Genomic DNA, 16,757 nt, shown 5'->3' with positions numbered 1-16,757 from the left:
GGCTGAAATCTATGATGAGGTGAAAGAATAATGGAATTGGCAGAAATCAGACAGGAACTTGAAAATATGGCTACTCGATTAGCGGACTTCAGGGGGTCTCTTTGACCTCGAAACAAAGGAAGCAAGAATCAGCGAATTAGACGAGCAGATGGCTGACCCTGACTTTTGGGGAGATCAGCAGAAAGCGCAGACGATCATTAATGAAGCGAATGCGTTAAAAGATTATGTCAACACGTATAACAAGTTGAGCGAATCTCATGAAGAACTGCAAATGACACACGATCTTTTAAAAGAAGATCCTGACCAAGACCTGCAAAATGAACTGGTCAGCGAGCTGAAAAGCTTAACAAAGCAATTTAACGAATTTGAGCTGCAGCTATTGTTAAGCGAGCCGTATGATAAAAACAATGCGATTCTTGAGCTTCACCCGGGAGCCGGCGGCACCGAATCACAGGATTGGGGTTCAATGCTTCTCAGAATGTACACCAGGTGGGCAGAGCGCCGAGGATTTAAGGTGGAAACCCTTGATTACCTCCCAGGGGATGAAGCAGGAATCAAGTCTGTCACTCTCCTGATCAAAGGACACAATGCCTACGGCTATTTAAAAGCCGAGAAAGGCGTACACAGGCTCGTCAGAATTTCTCCGTTCGACTCATCAGGGCGCAGGCACACGTCGTTTGTGTCTTGTGATGTCATGCCTGAATTCAACGAAGAAATCGACATTGAGATCCGTACGGAAGATATTAAAGTCGATACGTACAGGGCAAGCGGCGCCGGCGGGCAGCACGTCAATACGACAGACTCCGCCGTCAGGATCACCCACCTGCCGACAGGCGTCATCGTCACTTGCCAAACGGAGCGCTCACAAATTAAAAACCGCGAACGTGCCATGAAAATGCTGAAGTCGAAGCTGTATCAGCGCAGAATCGAAGAGCAGCAGGCACAGCTTGACGAAATTCGCGGCGAACAAAAAGAAATCGGCTGGGGAAGCCAGATCCGCTCATACGTTTTCCATCCGTATTCCCTAGTGAAGGATCATAGAACGAACACGGAAATGGGGAACGTGCAGGCGGTTATGGACGGAGACATTGACTCTTTCATCGACGCATATTTGCGTTCAAAGCTTTCCTAAATTGGAGAAAGACACATCCATATTGTGAGATGTGTCTTTTTTTTGCGGGTAAATCCGCCTGGATATGTTCAGCCTAAGCCGTAAGAAGCTTTGTCCCTCTGCCGCTTTATCCGATTAATACGTTATTTGGCTGTTATTTACTTACAATAAGCTAAATGCTATACTCTCGATTGGTAACGAATCGTGCGGAGGATGACAGATATGAATATGGATAAAACGAGACATCAATTGTTTGCGGTGTTGCGTGACTACGGCTATATCCTGTTTGGATCAGCTGTCGTCGCTATGACATTTAATATGTTTCTGCTTCCCAACCGGATTGCAGCCGGCGGAGTCAGCGGTATCAGCACCATTTTGCAATCATTCGGCTTTGAAGCTGCCTATGTGCAATGGGCATTTAATATTCCTTTATTTATTGCCGGGATTCTCATACTCGGAGGAAAATTCGGCATTAAAACGCTTGTTGGGTCTGTTTTTCTCCCCTTTATCGTATATATGACACGGGACATTGCTCCGGCGACAGAGAATCCGCTCTTAGCCGCCATTTTCGGCGGTGTCGGCATCGGAGTTGGTATCGGGATGGTCTTTCTCGGAAGGGGTTCTACAGGCGGGACTGCGCTGGCTGCGCAAATCATTCATAAGTACACCGGGCTTTCGCAAGGCAAATGTTTGGCGCTGATCGACGGAACGATCGTCCTGTCGGCGATGTTTGTTTTTAACATCGAACAGGGACTGTATGCTATGCTTGGTGTTTATATATCAAGCAAAACCATCGATGTTATTCAGGTCGGGCTGAACCGTTCCAAAATGGCGATGATCATTACCAACCGGGAAGAGGAAGTTCGACATGCGGTACTGAATAAAATTGACAGAGGGATTACGAAAATATCAGCGGTCGGAGGCTATACAGATGATGAGCGGCCCATTTTGATGTGCGTGGTCGGCCAGACCGAGTTCACAAAGCTGAAACAACTTGTGAAACACATTGATGAGTCTGCATTTGTCATTGCGATGGATGCTTCAGAGGTGCTTGGCGAGGGTTTTAAACGCGCGTAATCGAGGTTATAATAAAGGTTGACTTGTTAAAGGAGCTGACTTAAAAAAATGAAAATGAAGCTGTTTACTCTGTTTATGGCTGTTTCTTTTGTGCTGGCTGCCTGCGGGGGCAATAACAATGAAAGCAAAGAGAAAAACACAGGCGGGCAAGCAACTGCAACGGACGGGGAAGAGATTTACCAGCAAAACTGCACAGGCTGCCATGGTAAGGATTTGTCCGGCGGTTCCGCCCCGAGCTTGAAAGAAGTTGGCGGCAAGTATAAGGAAAGCGAAATTAAAGACATTGTAGTCAACGGCCGCGGCGGAATGCCTGGCAATCTTGTAGACGAAAAAGAAGCTGAAGCGGTCGCGAAGTGGCTTTCAGAGAAAAAATAAGAATGCCTTGCCGGTCAGGAGGCGAAGAGAACCTTCTTCACATTCGGGTGAAAAAGGTTCTTTTTTTGTTGAAAAGGCCTTTATGCCTATTAAAGAACGAAGAAAAACAAGTTCTTTTATCTCAGAAAAGACCCAAAGTACAAATTTTTTGTCTGATTTTGCGTTTTTCCTATAACTTATGTCGGCATTGAAACAAAACTGTAATATCATTTTGTCTAATCTTGACGTATAATGGGTGTTGTTGAAAAAGGGCTTGGATCAATACCATTTACCGTGAATTTAGCAGGACACAAAACGACATGTCCTTTCGAAGAGTATGACCGTATAAACATAGAAGATTAGGTGATTACATGATCGAAATAAAAGATGTATATAAGACTTATTCCAACGGGGTCTCGGCGCTGAACGGAATAAGCATCTCTATATATCCCGGGGAATTTGTTTATGTTGTAGGACCGAGCGGAGCAGGAAAATCAACCTTCATTAAAATGATTTACCGCGAAGAAAAGCCTTCCAAAGGGAAGATTGTCATAAACAATAAAAATTTGGCGCAGCTCAAAGAAAAAGAGATTCCTTTTATCAGAAGGAAAATCGGCGTTGTATTCCAGGACTTTAAACTGCTGCCAAAGCTGACGGTGTTTGAAAATGTTGCATTTGCTTTAGAGGTCATCGGGGAGCGTCCAGAGGTGATCAGAAAAAAAGTGCTTGAAGTGCTTGATCTTGTCCAGCTGAAGCACAAAGCAAGGCAATTCCCTGATCAGCTGTCCGGGGGAGAACAGCAACGGGTTTCAATTGCACGGTCAATCGTCAACGACCCTGATGTCGTGATCGCTGACGAGCCGACGGGAAACCTTGACCCTGAGACGTCTTGGGAAATCATGAAGACGCTCGAGGAGATCAACAACCGCGGAACAACAGTCGTTATGGCGACTCATAACAAAGAAATCGTAAACACCATGAAGAAACGGGTCATCGCAATCGAAGACGGGGTCATTGTGCGTGATGAAGCTAGAGGGGAGTATGGTTCTTATGATTAGAACTCTCGGACGGCATTTGCGCGAGAGCTTAAAATCTCTCGGGAGAAACGCGTGGATGACTTTCGCATCCATCAGTGCTGTAACAGTTACACTTATCTTGGTCGGCGTGTTCATGGTCATCATGCTGAACGTATACAATATGACATTAAAAGCCGAACAGGAAGTCGAAGTCAAAGTGCTTGTTGACTTGACGGCCAACCAGGACCAAAAAAATACATTGGAAAAAGAAATAAAAAAAATACCGGAAATCAGCAGTGTCAAATATTCATCTAAAGATGAAGAGCTGAAAAACCTGAAAGACAGCTTTGGGGAAGACGGGAAATTCTTTGCAATGTTCGAGCAGGAAAACCCGCTGAACGATGCATTTGTCGTAAAAACAAAAGACCCTCAAGACACACCGAAAGCTGCCAAGAAGCTTGAGAAGCTGACCAACGTCTATAAGGTGACATACGGGCAGGAGCAGGTAGACCGCCTGTTTAAAATCAGCGGTGTCACCAAAGTAATCGGGATTGCATTGGTTGTCGGCCTGCTGTTTACGGCGATGTTTTTAATCTCTAATACGATCAAAATCACGATTTTTGCAAGACGCAAAGAAATCGAGATTATGAAACTTGTAGGCGCGACAAACTGGTTCATTCGCTGGCCGTTCTTCATTGAAGGTCTGCTCTTAGGTGTATGCGGTTCTATCATTCCGATCGCTATTTTGCTCGGAACGTATCATCATGCCGTTCAGTGGATCGCTCCGAAAGTTCAGGGCACATTCATACAGCTCTTGCCGTACAATCCGTTCGTCTTCCAAATTTCAGCGATCCTTGTGCTGATCGGAGCCGTTATCGGTGTATGGGGAAGCTTGATGTCGATTCGCAAATTCTTAAAAGTTTAAACCGGCCCTCTCGCCGGTTGTATCATGTTTAAAGCTGGGATGCCTGCAAAGCGCCGGGCTCCCTTGATTCTGAAGGCAAGGAGGAACCAAGGTTGAAAAGAAAGCTTATGACGCTGGGGCTGACCGCTGTGCTCGGATCGTCGGCAGTGCTGATCCCCCTAAAAAGCAACCATGCTTTAGCTTATGAAGACTTGGAGAAAAAAAAGAGCGACGTTCAAAGCAAAAAATCTGAAAACGAGTCAAAACTCGAAAAAAAGAAACAGGAGCTTTCAAAGCTTGAATCAAAAGAAGCAGGCCTGAAAAGCGAGATCGAGAAAATCGACCGTCAGATGACGAACACGAATGAAAAGCTGGAAAAGAAAAACGAAGAAATCGACCAAACAAAGAAAAGCATTGAAGAGCTGAAAAAGCAAATCAAAAAGCTTAAAGAAAAGATTGAGAAACGCAATAAAATATTGAAAGACCGGGTTCGCTCCATGCAGGAAAACGGCGGTTCCGTTCAATACATAGATGTGCTTCTCGGCTCGAAAAGCTTTGGGGATTTCATCAGCCGTGCGGGTGCGGTTTCGACAATTGTCGAAGCTGATAAAGACCTGATGGAAGAGCAAAAGCGCGATCTTCAGCTTGTTGAGGAAAAGGAGACAAAGCTGAGCAAGGATCTTGAAAGCCTTGAAAAAGCGCTCAAAGACCTGGAAGATTTAAAAAAGACGCTCGACAAGCAGCAAAAAGAGAAAGCAAACGTCATGAAAAAAGTGAAGCAAGATAAAGATCATGCGCATGAAGAACTTGGTTCACTCGAAAATGAAGCAGAAATTTTAAAGCGTCAGGATGAAGCGATCAAAGCTGAAGAGGCGCATCGGAAAAAGCAGGAAGCTGAAGCGAGCCGCCGGGCTTCAAGCGGCCAATCGGAAGCCTCTTCTTCTAAACCGTCGGCACCAAGCAGCTCGGGCTTTATCCGTCCTGCTTCCGGCACATTTACTTCCGGGTTCGGAAATCGTTCGCTCGGGAATCACTTCGGCGTAGATATCGCCAAGCGCGGTTCAGGTGTTCCGATTCATGCGGCAGCCGCCGGAACGGTCTATAACGCCCATTACTCGTCCAGCTACGGCAATGTTGTGTTTATTACCCATAATATCAACGGGCAAACATATCAGACGGTCTACGCTCACATGTCTTCGATTAAAGTGCAGACAGGCCAGCGTGTTGAACAGGGACAAGTGATCGGAACGATGGGAAATACAGGCCAATCCTACGGGCAGCATCTTCACTTTGAAATTCATAAAGGCCTTTGGAACAACGCGAAATCCAATGCTGTTGACCCGGCCAATTATATACCGCTTTAAAAATGAAAGCCGATTCGTCCGGAAATGGACCGAATCGGCTTTTTGTTATTCAAATTGAGATGCTTCAAAATTTGTTCTTGTCAGAAAATAACACAAGGTATAGAATGAAAGTGACATCTGTCGACAGTCGACTATTTGAATAGGGGATGATCTAATGAAAGTATTCAACATTGCCAGCATACCCGGTGACGGAGTAGGAAAAGAAGTCGTACCTGCTGCACAGCGAGTTTTGAAAGCGGTTTCTGATGTTCACGGAGGACTCTCATTTCGGTTTACGGAGTTTCCATACAGCTGCGAGTATTATTTGGAACACGGGGAAATGATGCCCGATGACGGTATGGAGCAGCTGAAAGAGTTCGACAGCATCTTCCTTGGAGCGGTAGGAAACAGCAAGCTTGTCCCCGACCATATTTCCCTATGGGGGCTGCTCATTAAAATCCGCCGCGAATTTGAACAGGTCATCAATGTTAGACCTGCGAAATATTTGCAAGGAATCAAGTCTCCGCTGGCCAATCCAAAAGATTTCGATCTTCTTGTCGTCAGGGAAAACAGTGAAGGGGAATACAGCTCGATCGGAGGCAGAATCTTCAGAGATGAAGATGAAATCGCCATCCAAAATGCCGTTTTTTCAAGAAAAGGGGCGGAGAGGGCGATGCGCTTTGCATTTGAGTTGGCGGCTAAACGGAAAAAGCATGTCACAAGCGCAACAAAATCGAACGGAATCGTATATTCAATGCCTTTTTGGGATGAAGTCTTTGCGAACACGGCAAAAGACTACCCTGGCATTACCGCTGATTCGCAGCACATTGACGCGCTGTCGGCCTTTTTTGTAACGAAGCCGGAGAAGCTTGACGTCATTGTTGCCAGCAACTTATTCGGTGATATTTTGACCGATATCGGGGCGGCGATTATGGGGAGTATAGGCGTGGCGCCGGCCGCCAATATCAATGTAAACGGCAAATATCCGTCCATGTTTGAGCCTGTGCACGGCTCTGCCCCGGATATTATCGGCAAAGGAATTGCAAACCCGATCGGCCAAATTTGGACGGCTAAAATGATGCTTGATCATTTTGGAGAAGAAGAACTCGGTGCCAGATTGCTTGACGTGATCGAAGGCGTTCTAAAAAGCGGTTACTTGACGCCTGATATCGGCGGTTCAAGTACGACGGATGAAGTGACAGAAGAAATCATCAAGCGTGTGAAGACTATATAAGCAAAAGCTGCCGGCAATCCGGCAGTTTTTTTGCTGTGAATGGAAAATCGATTACATGATACGGGCGGTTTTTGCGCATAATACTTCAAGCAACAAAACATAGTGCAGGCAGAAGAGGAGGTATAGGATGAATCAGAAGATTGCACGGCTCATCATTGCGCTCAGCCTGTTATGCGGCTTGGTAACAGGCGCCGGTCCGATTCCGTTTCATGATGCCATTCCAAAAGCATCAGCGGCTGCCGCCAGAAACGAATTGGAGAAAATTGAGAAAGCATATGACCTGATTTCAAATGAATATGTAGAGCAGGTCGACAGGGAAAAGCTGTTGGAAGGAGCCATACAGGGCATGCTTTCAACATTGAATGACCCATACTCGGTTTATATGGATAAACAGACGGCAAAGCGGTTTTCAGATTCCCTTGATTCCTCTTTTGAAGGAATCGGCGCAGAAATCGGAATGGAAGACAGGAAAATCATTATCGTTTCTCCTTTTAAACAGTCTCCGGCAGAGAAAGCCGGGTTAAAGCCGAACGATGAAATCATCAGTATCGACGGCGATTCCATGGCCGGAATGGATTTGAATGACGCCGTATTAAAGATCAGGGGCAAAAAGGGATCGACGGTTACGCTGAAAGTTCATCGGCCCGGCATGAAAGATCAGCTGACATTTACAATTAAGCGCGATGAAATTCCGCTGGAAACGGTATTTGCTTCCATTAAAAAAATACAGGACAAACCTGTCGGCTATATCGCAATATCTTCCTTTTCCGAACATACGGCAAAAGATTTTACTGCTGAACTGAAAAAGCTTGAGAAAAAGGGAATAAAAGGGCTCGTTTTGGATGTAAGAGGCAATCCGGGCGGATACTTGCAAAGCGTTGAAGACATTTTAAAACATTTTGTGACAAAAGATCATCCATATATACAAATCGCCGAAAGAAACGGAAATAAAAAACAATACTTCTCAAAATTAAAAGAGAAAAAACCATATCCTGTGAGCGTGATTACGGACAAGGGCAGCGCTTCAGCGTCGGAAATTCTTGCAGGTGCATTAAAAGAAGCCGAGGGTTACGACGTGGTGGGCGATCCTTCCTTTGGAAAGGGAACCGTCCAGCAAGCGGTTCCGATGGGAGATGGAAGCAATATTAAGCTGACGCTGTATAAATGGCTGACGCCTAAAGGGAATTGGATCCATAAGCAGGGAATTCAGCCGACCGTTCCAGTCGCCCAGCCTGCATATTTCTCGGTGGGGCCTGTACAGCTGAAGGAGCCTCTCAAGCCGGATATGAACAACAATGAAATTAAGCGGGCACAGCACCTGCTGAAAGGACTCGGGTTTGTCCCCGGCCGGGAAGACGGCTATTACAGTGAAGGCACAAAAAAAGCCGTCATGGCGTTTCAGGCTGAAAACAAGCTGAAACAAACGGGCATCATTGACCAAAAAACGGCAAATACAATGAACCTGCGGATTGAAGAGAAAAAGATGAAAGAAAAGAACGATCTTCAGCTGCAAACCGCATTAAAAGTGCTGTTTAACAAAAAGTGAGGACACAGGATGTCCTCACTTTTTTTATTCTCAGAAAATAAATTCTCAATCTTTTTACCTAAAATTTTTGTTTTTTCATAAAAAAAACATTCATAATGAATAGAATTGACCCGATAACATAAGTGTATGGGAGACTTTATAAGGATGTAAAGATGCAGTAAAAATGTAACTTTTGCAAGTTGTATAACTAAGGAAAACTTTTTAAAATAGAACCAAAGCTTTTTCAAGAATTATAATGTGTGCATTTTTTTTGCGGAGAATGTTAGCGCGGTTTGCGTTCTTCGTCTCTGTTGGTGGAGTCGTCTGACGCTTGCGCTTTTCTTATATATAAATAATAAATGGGGGTACACGATTGAAAAGGGCAAGTATTGTGAGAGAGAAAAAATACTATGAATTAGTGGAGCAGTTAAAAGTTCGATCACAAGACGTTACGTTTTCCGCTACAAAGGCAGTAGGGTTGCTTATGCTGTTCAGCAGATACCTCGTAAACTACACTTCGGTCGAAAGTGTGGAGGATATCAATGAGGATTGCGCGGAACTTTATTTCAACTACTTGATGGACAACCACAAGCGGCTCGGCATCAATCTGACCGATATCAAGCGGTCAATGCAGCTGATAGGAGATATTCTAGATGTCGAAGTCAATCATTACCTGAAAGACTTTTCTTTGTCGAATGTGACGCTTTGGATGAGCCAGGAGAAATAAACCTCACGTTTACCATACCCAAGCATTTTATTATTTGTTAGAATAATAATAAAATGCACCAGCTTGTCTAAAGGTGCCAGCATTTGTCGTCACGAATGCGCTTAAAAAGCACCGGCGTTAAAGCATCATGACGAAAGTTTCTGCGGCTGACGGCTCAGGCATCCCGCCTGAACGGCCGCACGTCATTTCCTCGTGCCGACGCTTTAGACAAGCTGGGTTTCCCTAAAATATCCAACGTTAAAAAGCTGCCGTATTTAAGGCGGCCTGAAATGCTTGGCTGAGGCGGTGAACGTTCCCTTGTCAGTTGAAGAAAGCTTAATTGAACTTTTAAAAGGAGCAGGATTGTTTTTTCTGCACCCGCTCTTCTATTTTATGATGATCATGAGTCTTGCTTACGGCTATGCCCGGATCAAACGTGAAAGAAAGACGTTTCATACGCGTATTGAAGATATTTATGACGAGTTTAAGTTTACATATTCCAAAGGACTCTTGGCAGGACTCGTGCTGTCCATTGTTTCGTTCGGCTTAGGGCTGTATCTGCCGATGGGTATGCTGGTTTTAATAGCGGCGGTCAGCGTTGCCGCAGCTTTAACTTTCAGACAGAGTCTGCTGTCAGCGGCATATACGCTTGGCGTGAGCATCGTCGCCGGTTTATGTATCGAATACACCGGTTTCGGAGCGCTTGACGCATTACTTCCGCAGCTGTCCCTCGCGAATTGGCCGGCTGCTGCCGTCTTGCTCGGACTTCTGTTGGTAGCGGAAGGAGTGCTCGTCTACAAAACGGCACATATCAAAACTTCCCCTGCGATCGTTATGAGCAAAAGGGGGCTCCCGATCGGCCAGCAGGTTGCGGGCAGAACCTGGCTTTTGCCGTTGTTCATTCTCATTCCGGGACATGCGATCGAATCATCGGTTCCGTGGTGGCCCGTTCTGTCATTTAACGGAGGCTTTGAGCTCCTCTGGATTCCTTATTTCATCGGCTTCGGCCAAAGAGTTCAAGGATCGCTTCCGATTGAAAGCATTAAAATTACAGCGAAGCGCATCAGCGTGCTTGGTATTATCATTCTGCTGCTCGCGGCCGGAAGCGTATGGTGGACGCCGCTTGCCGCTCTTGCCGCCGGAGCGGCGATCGCAGGAAGGGCCTTTTTATCATGGAAACAGCGGATGAACGATAATTCCGCCCCTTTCCATTTTTCAAAGAGAGACCAGGGGCTCGTGGTGCTCGGCATTATTCCGAACACGCCGGCAGCCGATCTTGGTCTCAAGATCGGCGAAATCATCACGAAGGTTAACGGGATTTCAGTGAAAAATGCGGCGGACTTCTACGAAGCGCTTCAAAAGAACCGTGCTTTCTTCAAACTTGAAGTCGTCGGTTTAAACAATGAAATTCGTTTTGAACAAAGAGCTTCATATGAAGGAGAGCATCATGAGCTTGGCATCATCTTTGTAAAAGAAGAGGATGCGGCGATGAAGCACGCTGAGGCAGCCGCCTCACAAGAAACAGAATAATTGATGTTAATAAAGCGCCGCTTTTTCGGGCGCTTTTGCTTTTCCTTTTGGGGAATCTTTTTGGTTGTCTTTTACAAAACGTTCCGCTAGGATGATGGATAGAACCGATTGAAGGAGAATGATTGATGAAAAAGGCTTTTCTCGCCGGTGTTTTTGTTTGTTTGATAGCTGTATTGATTTCGGCTGCGGCCGGGGATTGGACGTTGATTTTCAAAGTTTCGGGATCCGCCGGACTAGGCGCAATTCTGCTGTCTGCTTTATGTTCCGGCGTATTTGTCAGCGGTGACCGGTTCAAGGGAAATCACGATTCGGAAACGAAGGAGCACAGGGAGTGGAACGGCAAACTGGCAAACGCACTCGCCGTTTTCGCCATGCCGAACCTCCTGGCAGCCGGAATCTCGTTCTTTTTCGCCTTTTAACGTCTGATTCGAATAACGCGGCATGATAATGGACAAAATGAATGAGTGTCCATGTTTGTCCGTTTCTTTGTTCTTTAATATAATCGAATAAGATCAAGAAACGTGAGGAGGGTTTTTGTGTTTACAAAAGCCGTTTTTGCACTGATATTTCCTTTCTTGCTTGTCTTGTTTTTTACAAGGGTGACCTATAACCATTACGTCGGGATTGCGCTGACCGCAGCGCTGTTGTTCGCTTCATATTTAAAAGGTTATACGGAAACCTTTTTTATTGTAGGACTTGATATCGTCTCGCTCGTGGCCGGTTCACTCTATGCGGCGAAAAAGGCGGGTGAAAAGAAGGAAGACTCATAGAAATCGTAAGAATGATTGCCGTAAAGCCCTGCTTTTGATGACAAAAAGGAGGGGTTTTTTGATAGATCAGGAAGGGTCGGCTTTTGTGGGAAAACACAGAAACCGAACTTTAGTTCGTATTTTTACTTCGGGTGTGTTAAAATAATAAGCAGGAAGATTTCGTAAAGAAACGGAGGCTTTTTTGTGAAAGACCGCTTTGAATTAGTCTCGAATTATCAGCCCCAGGGGGATCAGCCGAGAGCGATTGATCAGCTTGTCAAAGGAATCAATGAAGGCAGAAAGCATCAGACGCTTTTGGGGGCGACTGGTACAGGAAAGACGTTTACGATGTCAAACGTGATTAAAGAAGTCAACAAACCGACTCTCGTCATCGCCCACAACAAAACGCTCGCCGGACAGCTGTACAGCGAGTTTAAGGAATTTTTCCCAAACAACGCAGTTGAATATTTTGTCAGCTATTATGACTATTACCAGCCTGAAGCTTACGTGCCTCAGACTGATACATTTATCGAAAAAGATGCCAGCATTAACGATGAGATTGATAAATTAAGGCACTCTGCCACGTCTGCTCTTTTTGAACGCAAAGATGTCATCATTGTGGCGAGTGTTTCTTGTATTTACGGCTTGGGTTCCCCGGAGGAATACAGGGAACTGGTGCTCTCGCTCAGAGCGGAAATGGAAATCGAGCGAAATGAGCTGCTCAGAAAGCTCGTTGACATCCAATATGCGCGGAATGATATCGACTTTCAGCGCGGAACATTCAGGGTGCGCGGCGATGTCGTCGAGATTTTCCCGGCTTCAAGGGATGAGCACTGCATCCGGGTTGAATTTTTCGGGGACGAAATCGAACGAATCAGGGAAGTGGATGCCCTGACAGGCGAAATTTTAGGGGAGAGGGAACACGTCGCGATCTTCCCGGCTTCCCACTTCGTCACGCGGGAAGAAAAGATGAAGAAAGCGATCATAAACATTGAAGAGGAGCTGGAAGAGCGCCTTAAAGCGCTTCGTGAAGAAGGCAAGCTCCTTGAAGCCCAGCGTCTGGAACAGCGGACGAGATACGATTTGGAAATGATGCGCGAAATGGGCTTTTGCTCGGGCATCGAAAACTATTCAAGGCATTTGACGCTTCGTCCGGCAGGTTCGACTCCATATACGCTGCTCGATTACTTTCCGGACGATTTCCTGATGGTCATAGACGAGTCGCATGTCACCATGCCGCAGATCAGAGGAATGTACAACGGAGACCAGGCGAGGAAACAGGTTCTCGTCGATCACGGATTCAGGCTCCCTTCCGCTTTGGATAACCGTCCGCTCAGGTTTGAAGAGTTTGAAAAGCACATTCACAACATCGTGTATGTGTCGGCTACGCCGGGCCCTTATGAACTTGAGCATACGCCTGAAATGGTAGAGCAGATCATCCGGCCGACGGGGCTGCTTGATCCGATCATTGAGGTAAGGCCGATTGAAGGGCAGATCGATGATCTGATCGGCGAAATCCAGCAGAGAATCGAGCGGAATGAACGCGTCCTCGTCACTACGCTGACGAAAAAAATGTCCGAGGATTTGACGGATTATCTGAAAGAAATCGGAATCAAGGTCACGTACCTGCATTCCGAGATTAAAACGCTGGAGCGGATCGAGATCATCCGCGACCTTCGCCTCGGCAAGCATGACGTTCTCATCGGCATCAACCTGCTGAGGGAAGGACTCGATATTCCGGAGGTTTCACTTGTCGCCATCCTTGATGCAGACAAAGAAGGCTTTTTGCGGTCTGAGCGTTCGCTCATCCAAACAATCGGCCGCGCCGCCAGAAATGCCGAAGGCCGCGTGATCATGTATGCCGACAAAATCACCAACTCAATGGAAATCGCAATCAATGAAACGAAGCGCCGCCGCGAACAGCAGGAGGCCTATAATGATAAACACGGCATTACGCCGAAAACGATCAACAAAAAGATCAGGGACGTCATCCGGGCAACTCATGCTGCTGAAGAGCAGGAAGAATATCAAGCAAAAGAGGAGCCGAAGCTTTCGAAGATGACGAAGAAAGAGCGGGAAAAAGTGATCGCTCAAATGGAAAACGACATGAAGGAAGCCGCAAAAGCGCTTGACTTTGAACGTGCCGCTGAGCTTCGCGACTTGCTCCTAGAGTTAAAATCGGAAGGATGAATGGAGAATGGCAACGAAACGAATTGAGGTGAAAGGTGCAAGGGCCCACAACCTGAAAAATATCGATGTCTCTATTCCGAGGGACCAGCTTGTCGTGCTGACAGGTCTTTCGGGATCAGGGAAATCATCCCTTGCGTTCGATACGATATATGCAGAGGGGCAACGGCGCTATGTCGAGTCTCTCTCCGCGTATGCCCGCCAGTTTTTAGGACAGATGGACAAACCCGACGTCGATGCGATCGAAGGCCTGTCGCCGGCGATCAGCATCGATCAGAAAACGACGAGCCGGAACCCCCGGTCGACAGTCGGAACGGTGACGGAAATCTATGATTATCTCCGGCTGCTGTTTGCCAGAATCGGAAAGCCGGTCTGTCCGGTTCACGGGATTGAAATTACCTCGCAAACGATCGAACAGATGACGGACAGAATTTTGGAATATCCCGAGCGCACGAAGATCCAGGTGCTCGCGCCGATCGTCTCGGGAAGAAAAGGTTCGCACGTGAAGGTGCTCGACCAAATCAGAAAACAAGGCTATGTGAGAGTCCGGATCGACGGCGAAATGAACGACCTCTCAGAAGACATCGAGCTCGAAAAGAATAAAAAGCATTCGATTGAAGTTGTCGTCGACCGTATCGTTATAAAAGAAGGGGTAGCAGCCCGTCTCACAGACTCGCTCGAAACGGCGCTCCGCCTCGGTGAAGGCCGCGTGATCATCGATGTGATCGGACAGGAAGAGCTACTTTTCAGCGAACATCATGCCTGCCCGCACTGCGGTTTTTCAATCGGTGAACTGGAGCCGAGAATGTTCTCTTTCAACAGCCCGTTCGGCGCGTGTCCGAGCTGCGACGGCCTCGGGTCCAAGCTGGAAGTCGATGTAGAGCTCGTCATTCCAAACGATGAGCTGTCGCTAAAGGAGAATGCGATTGCACCTTGGGAACCGCAAAGCTCCCAGTATTATCCGAAGCTGCTTGAAGCGGTATGCAGCCATTATGGAATCGATATGGATGTTCCGGTCAGGGAGCTGCCGAAGCACCAGCTTGAAAAAATCCTTTACGGCAGCGGAGACGAGCAGATTTATTTCAGATATGAAAACGACTTCGGACAGGTCCGGGAAAACTACATTGAGTTCGAAGGCGTCATCCGCAATATCGAAAGGCGCTATAAAGAAACGAGCTCTGATTACGTTCGGGAACTGATGGAAAAATACATGGCCAATCAGCCGTGCCCTTCATGCAAAGGCTACCGTCTGAAAAAGGAATCCCTCGCCGTACTGGTAAACGGCCTTCATATCGGCAAAATAACCGAAATGTCGGTTTCTAACGCCCTTCAATTTTTCCGTGAACTTGAACTTTCGGAAAAAGACATGAAGATCGCCAACCTCATTTTGCGGGAGATTAAAGAGCGCCTTGGATTTTTGAACAATGTCGGGCTTGACTATTTGACGCTCAGCCGTGCCGCCGGCACTCTGTCGGGAGGAGAAGCGCAGCGGATCAGGCTTGCAACGCAAATCGGCTCAAGGCTGACCGGTGTCCTCTACATTCTTGATGAGCCGTCAATCGGTCTTCATCAGCGCGATAATGACCGCCTGATTGATACGCTCAAAAACATGAGGGATATCGGAAACACCTTGATCGTCGTCGAGCATGACGAGGACACGATGCTTGCCGCCGACTATTTAATTGATATCGGACCCGGCGCGGGCGTACACGGGGGAGAAGTGATCTCTGCCGGAACACCGGAAGAAGTGATGAACGATGATCAATCGCTGACAGGGCAGTACCTCTCAGGGAAAAAATTCATTCCTCTTCCTGCCGAGAGAAGGAAGCCTGACAACCGTTTTATCGAGGTAAAAGGCGCAAAGGAAAACAACTTGAAAAATGTTTCCGTGAAGTTTCCGCTCGGCGTGTTCACAGCTGTCACCGGGGTATCGGGATCAGGGAAAAGCACGCTCGTCAATGAAATTCTCCACAAAACGCTGGCTCAGAAGCTGCATCGGGCGAAGGCAAAACCGGGAGAATACAAAGAAATAAAAGGAATCGAGCACCTCGATAAAGTGATCGACATCGACCAGTCTCCGATCGGCCGGACGCCGAGGTCAAACCCGGCCACATATACCGGCGTGTTCGATGACATCCGTGACGTGTTTGCCCAGACGAATGAAGCGAAAGTCAGAGGATACAAAAAAGGGCGCTTCAGCTTTAACGTCAAAGGCGGGCGCTGTGAAGCCTGCAAAGGCGACGGAATTATCAAAATCGAGATGCACTTCCTGCCCGATGTATACGTTCCTTGTGAGGTTTGCCACGGAAAGAGATACAACCGTGAAACGCTTCAGGTCACATACAAAGGTAAAAACATTTCTGACGTGCTTGAGATGACGGTCGAAAATGCCGTTCAATTTTTTGAGAACATCCCGAAAATCAAGCGCAAGCTGCAGACCCTCTATGATGTCGGGCTTGGCTATATTACGCTCGGACAGCCGGCTACAACGCTTTCCGGGGGAGAAGCGCAGCGGGTCAAATTGGCATCTGAACTTCATCGCCGTTCAACGGGAAGATCACTCTATATCTTGGACGAGCCGACGACAGGACTGCATGTCGATGATATCGCAAGGCTTTTGGCCGTTCTGCAGCGCCTGGTCGATAATGGAGATACCGTGCTTGTAATCGAACACAATCTCGATATTATAAAAGCAGCTGATTATTTGATCGATTTGGGCCCTGAAGGAGGAGACGGCGGGGGGACGATCGTGGCCTCCGGACCGCCCGAAGAAGTCATGAAAGTTGAAGGGTCATATACCGGCCATTATTTAAAACCGATCATTGAACGCGACAAAAACAGAATGAAAAAGCGGCTTCAGGAAAAAGAAGCTGTCAGACCGTAAATAACATGCTGCCGATCTCACGTCGGCGGCTTTTTCAATGGCCGAATGATCAGCGGCAAGCTTTGTTCAAAAGATTTTCATTGCTCTTTTATTCAATAGCTGTTATAACGTAAAAAACAAACCATAAAGGGGGATGG

At 46.9% G+C, this 16,757-nt stretch carries 14 protein-coding genes; all 14 read left to right on the top strand.

The features are described 5' to 3' along the window. The first annotated feature begins 30 nt into the window (after nucleotides 1-30). A protein-coding gene (prfB, locus tag M1D67_RS19290; protein WP_096748347.1) for a peptide chain release factor 2 occupies nucleotides 31-1,132 on the top strand; the annotation gives its coding sequence in 2 pieces (ribosomal slippage) (nucleotides 31-102 and nucleotides 104-1,132; 1,101 coding nt in all). Nucleotides 1,133-1,333: 201 nt separating this feature from the next. Continuing rightward, on the top strand, nucleotides 1,334-2,188 hold the full coding sequence (locus M1D67_RS19285; protein ID WP_020453097.1) for a YitT family protein: 855 nt from the start codon (nucleotides 1,334-1,336) through the stop codon (nucleotides 2,186-2,188). A 48-nt stretch (nucleotides 2,189-2,236) separates the two neighbouring features. Further along, nucleotides 2,237-2,563 carry a cytochrome c551 gene (cccB, locus tag M1D67_RS19280; protein WP_020453096.1) on the top strand — a complete coding sequence of 109 codons (327 nt, stop codon included), beginning with the start codon at nucleotides 2,237-2,239 and terminating at the stop codon, nucleotides 2,561-2,563. Between the two features lie 350 nt (nucleotides 2,564-2,913). Then, nucleotides 2,914-3,600, top strand: coding sequence for a cell division ATP-binding protein FtsE (gene ftsE, locus M1D67_RS19275; protein ID WP_003185670.1), 687 nt, complete (start codon nucleotides 2,914-2,916; stop codon nucleotides 3,598-3,600). After that, entirely contained in the window at nucleotides 3,593-4,483 is an 891-nt protein-coding gene (gene ftsX, locus M1D67_RS19270; protein ID WP_026580168.1) for a permease-like cell division protein FtsX, read from the top strand. The genes ftsE and ftsX overlap by 8 nt, the downstream gene beginning before the upstream one ends. A gap of 92 nt (nucleotides 4,484-4,575) precedes the next feature. Then, entirely contained in the window at nucleotides 4,576-5,826 is a 1,251-nt protein-coding gene (locus M1D67_RS19265) for a murein hydrolase activator EnvC family protein (protein ID WP_035337775.1), read from the top strand. Between the two features lie 154 nt (nucleotides 5,827-5,980). Further along, complete coding sequence (locus tag M1D67_RS19260) at nucleotides 5,981-7,039, top strand: tartrate dehydrogenase (RefSeq protein ID WP_458117604.1); 1,059 nt, start codon at nucleotides 5,981-5,983, stop codon at nucleotides 7,037-7,039. Between the two features lie 127 nt (nucleotides 7,040-7,166). After that, the gene (ctpB, locus tag M1D67_RS19255) at nucleotides 7,167-8,585 is read left to right on the top strand and encodes a carboxy-terminal processing protease CtpB (RefSeq protein WP_224146363.1); all 1,419 of its coding nucleotides are present in this window, start codon (nucleotides 7,167-7,169) and stop codon (nucleotides 8,583-8,585) included. Nucleotides 8,586-8,937: 352 nt separating this feature from the next. After that, nucleotides 8,938-9,291, top strand: coding sequence for a swarming motility protein SwrAA (swrA, locus tag M1D67_RS19250; RefSeq protein ID WP_003185659.1), 354 nt, complete (start codon nucleotides 8,938-8,940; stop codon nucleotides 9,289-9,291). 273 nt (nucleotides 9,292-9,564) lie between these two features. Then, on the top strand, nucleotides 9,565-10,800 hold the full coding sequence (locus tag M1D67_RS19245) for a PDZ domain-containing protein (RefSeq protein ID WP_458117603.1): 1,236 nt from the start codon (nucleotides 9,565-9,567) through the stop codon (nucleotides 10,798-10,800). A gap of 125 nt (nucleotides 10,801-10,925) precedes the next feature. Next, entirely contained in the window at nucleotides 10,926-11,219 is a 294-nt protein-coding gene (locus M1D67_RS19240; RefSeq protein ID WP_020453090.1) for a DUF5316 domain-containing protein, read from the top strand. 117 nt (nucleotides 11,220-11,336) lie between these two features. Next, a complete protein-coding gene (locus M1D67_RS19235; RefSeq protein ID WP_020453089.1) occupies nucleotides 11,337-11,570 on the top strand; it encodes a CsbA family protein in 234 nt (77 codons plus the stop codon). 183 nt (nucleotides 11,571-11,753) lie between these two features. Beyond that, complete coding sequence (uvrB, locus tag M1D67_RS19230) at nucleotides 11,754-13,739, top strand: excinuclease ABC subunit UvrB (protein ID WP_025810713.1); 1,986 nt, start codon at nucleotides 11,754-11,756, stop codon at nucleotides 13,737-13,739. A 7-nt stretch (nucleotides 13,740-13,746) separates the two neighbouring features. Continuing rightward, nucleotides 13,747-16,620, top strand: coding sequence for an excinuclease ABC subunit UvrA (uvrA, locus tag M1D67_RS19225; protein ID WP_020453087.1), 2,874 nt, complete (start codon nucleotides 13,747-13,749; stop codon nucleotides 16,618-16,620). Nucleotides 16,621-16,757 lie beyond the last annotated feature (137 nt).

This window comes from Bacillus sp. PK6-025, assembly GCF_056530265.1.
The sequence above is the reverse complement of the archived record's forward strand: the minus strand, read 5'-3'. Positions and strand labels throughout refer to the sequence as shown.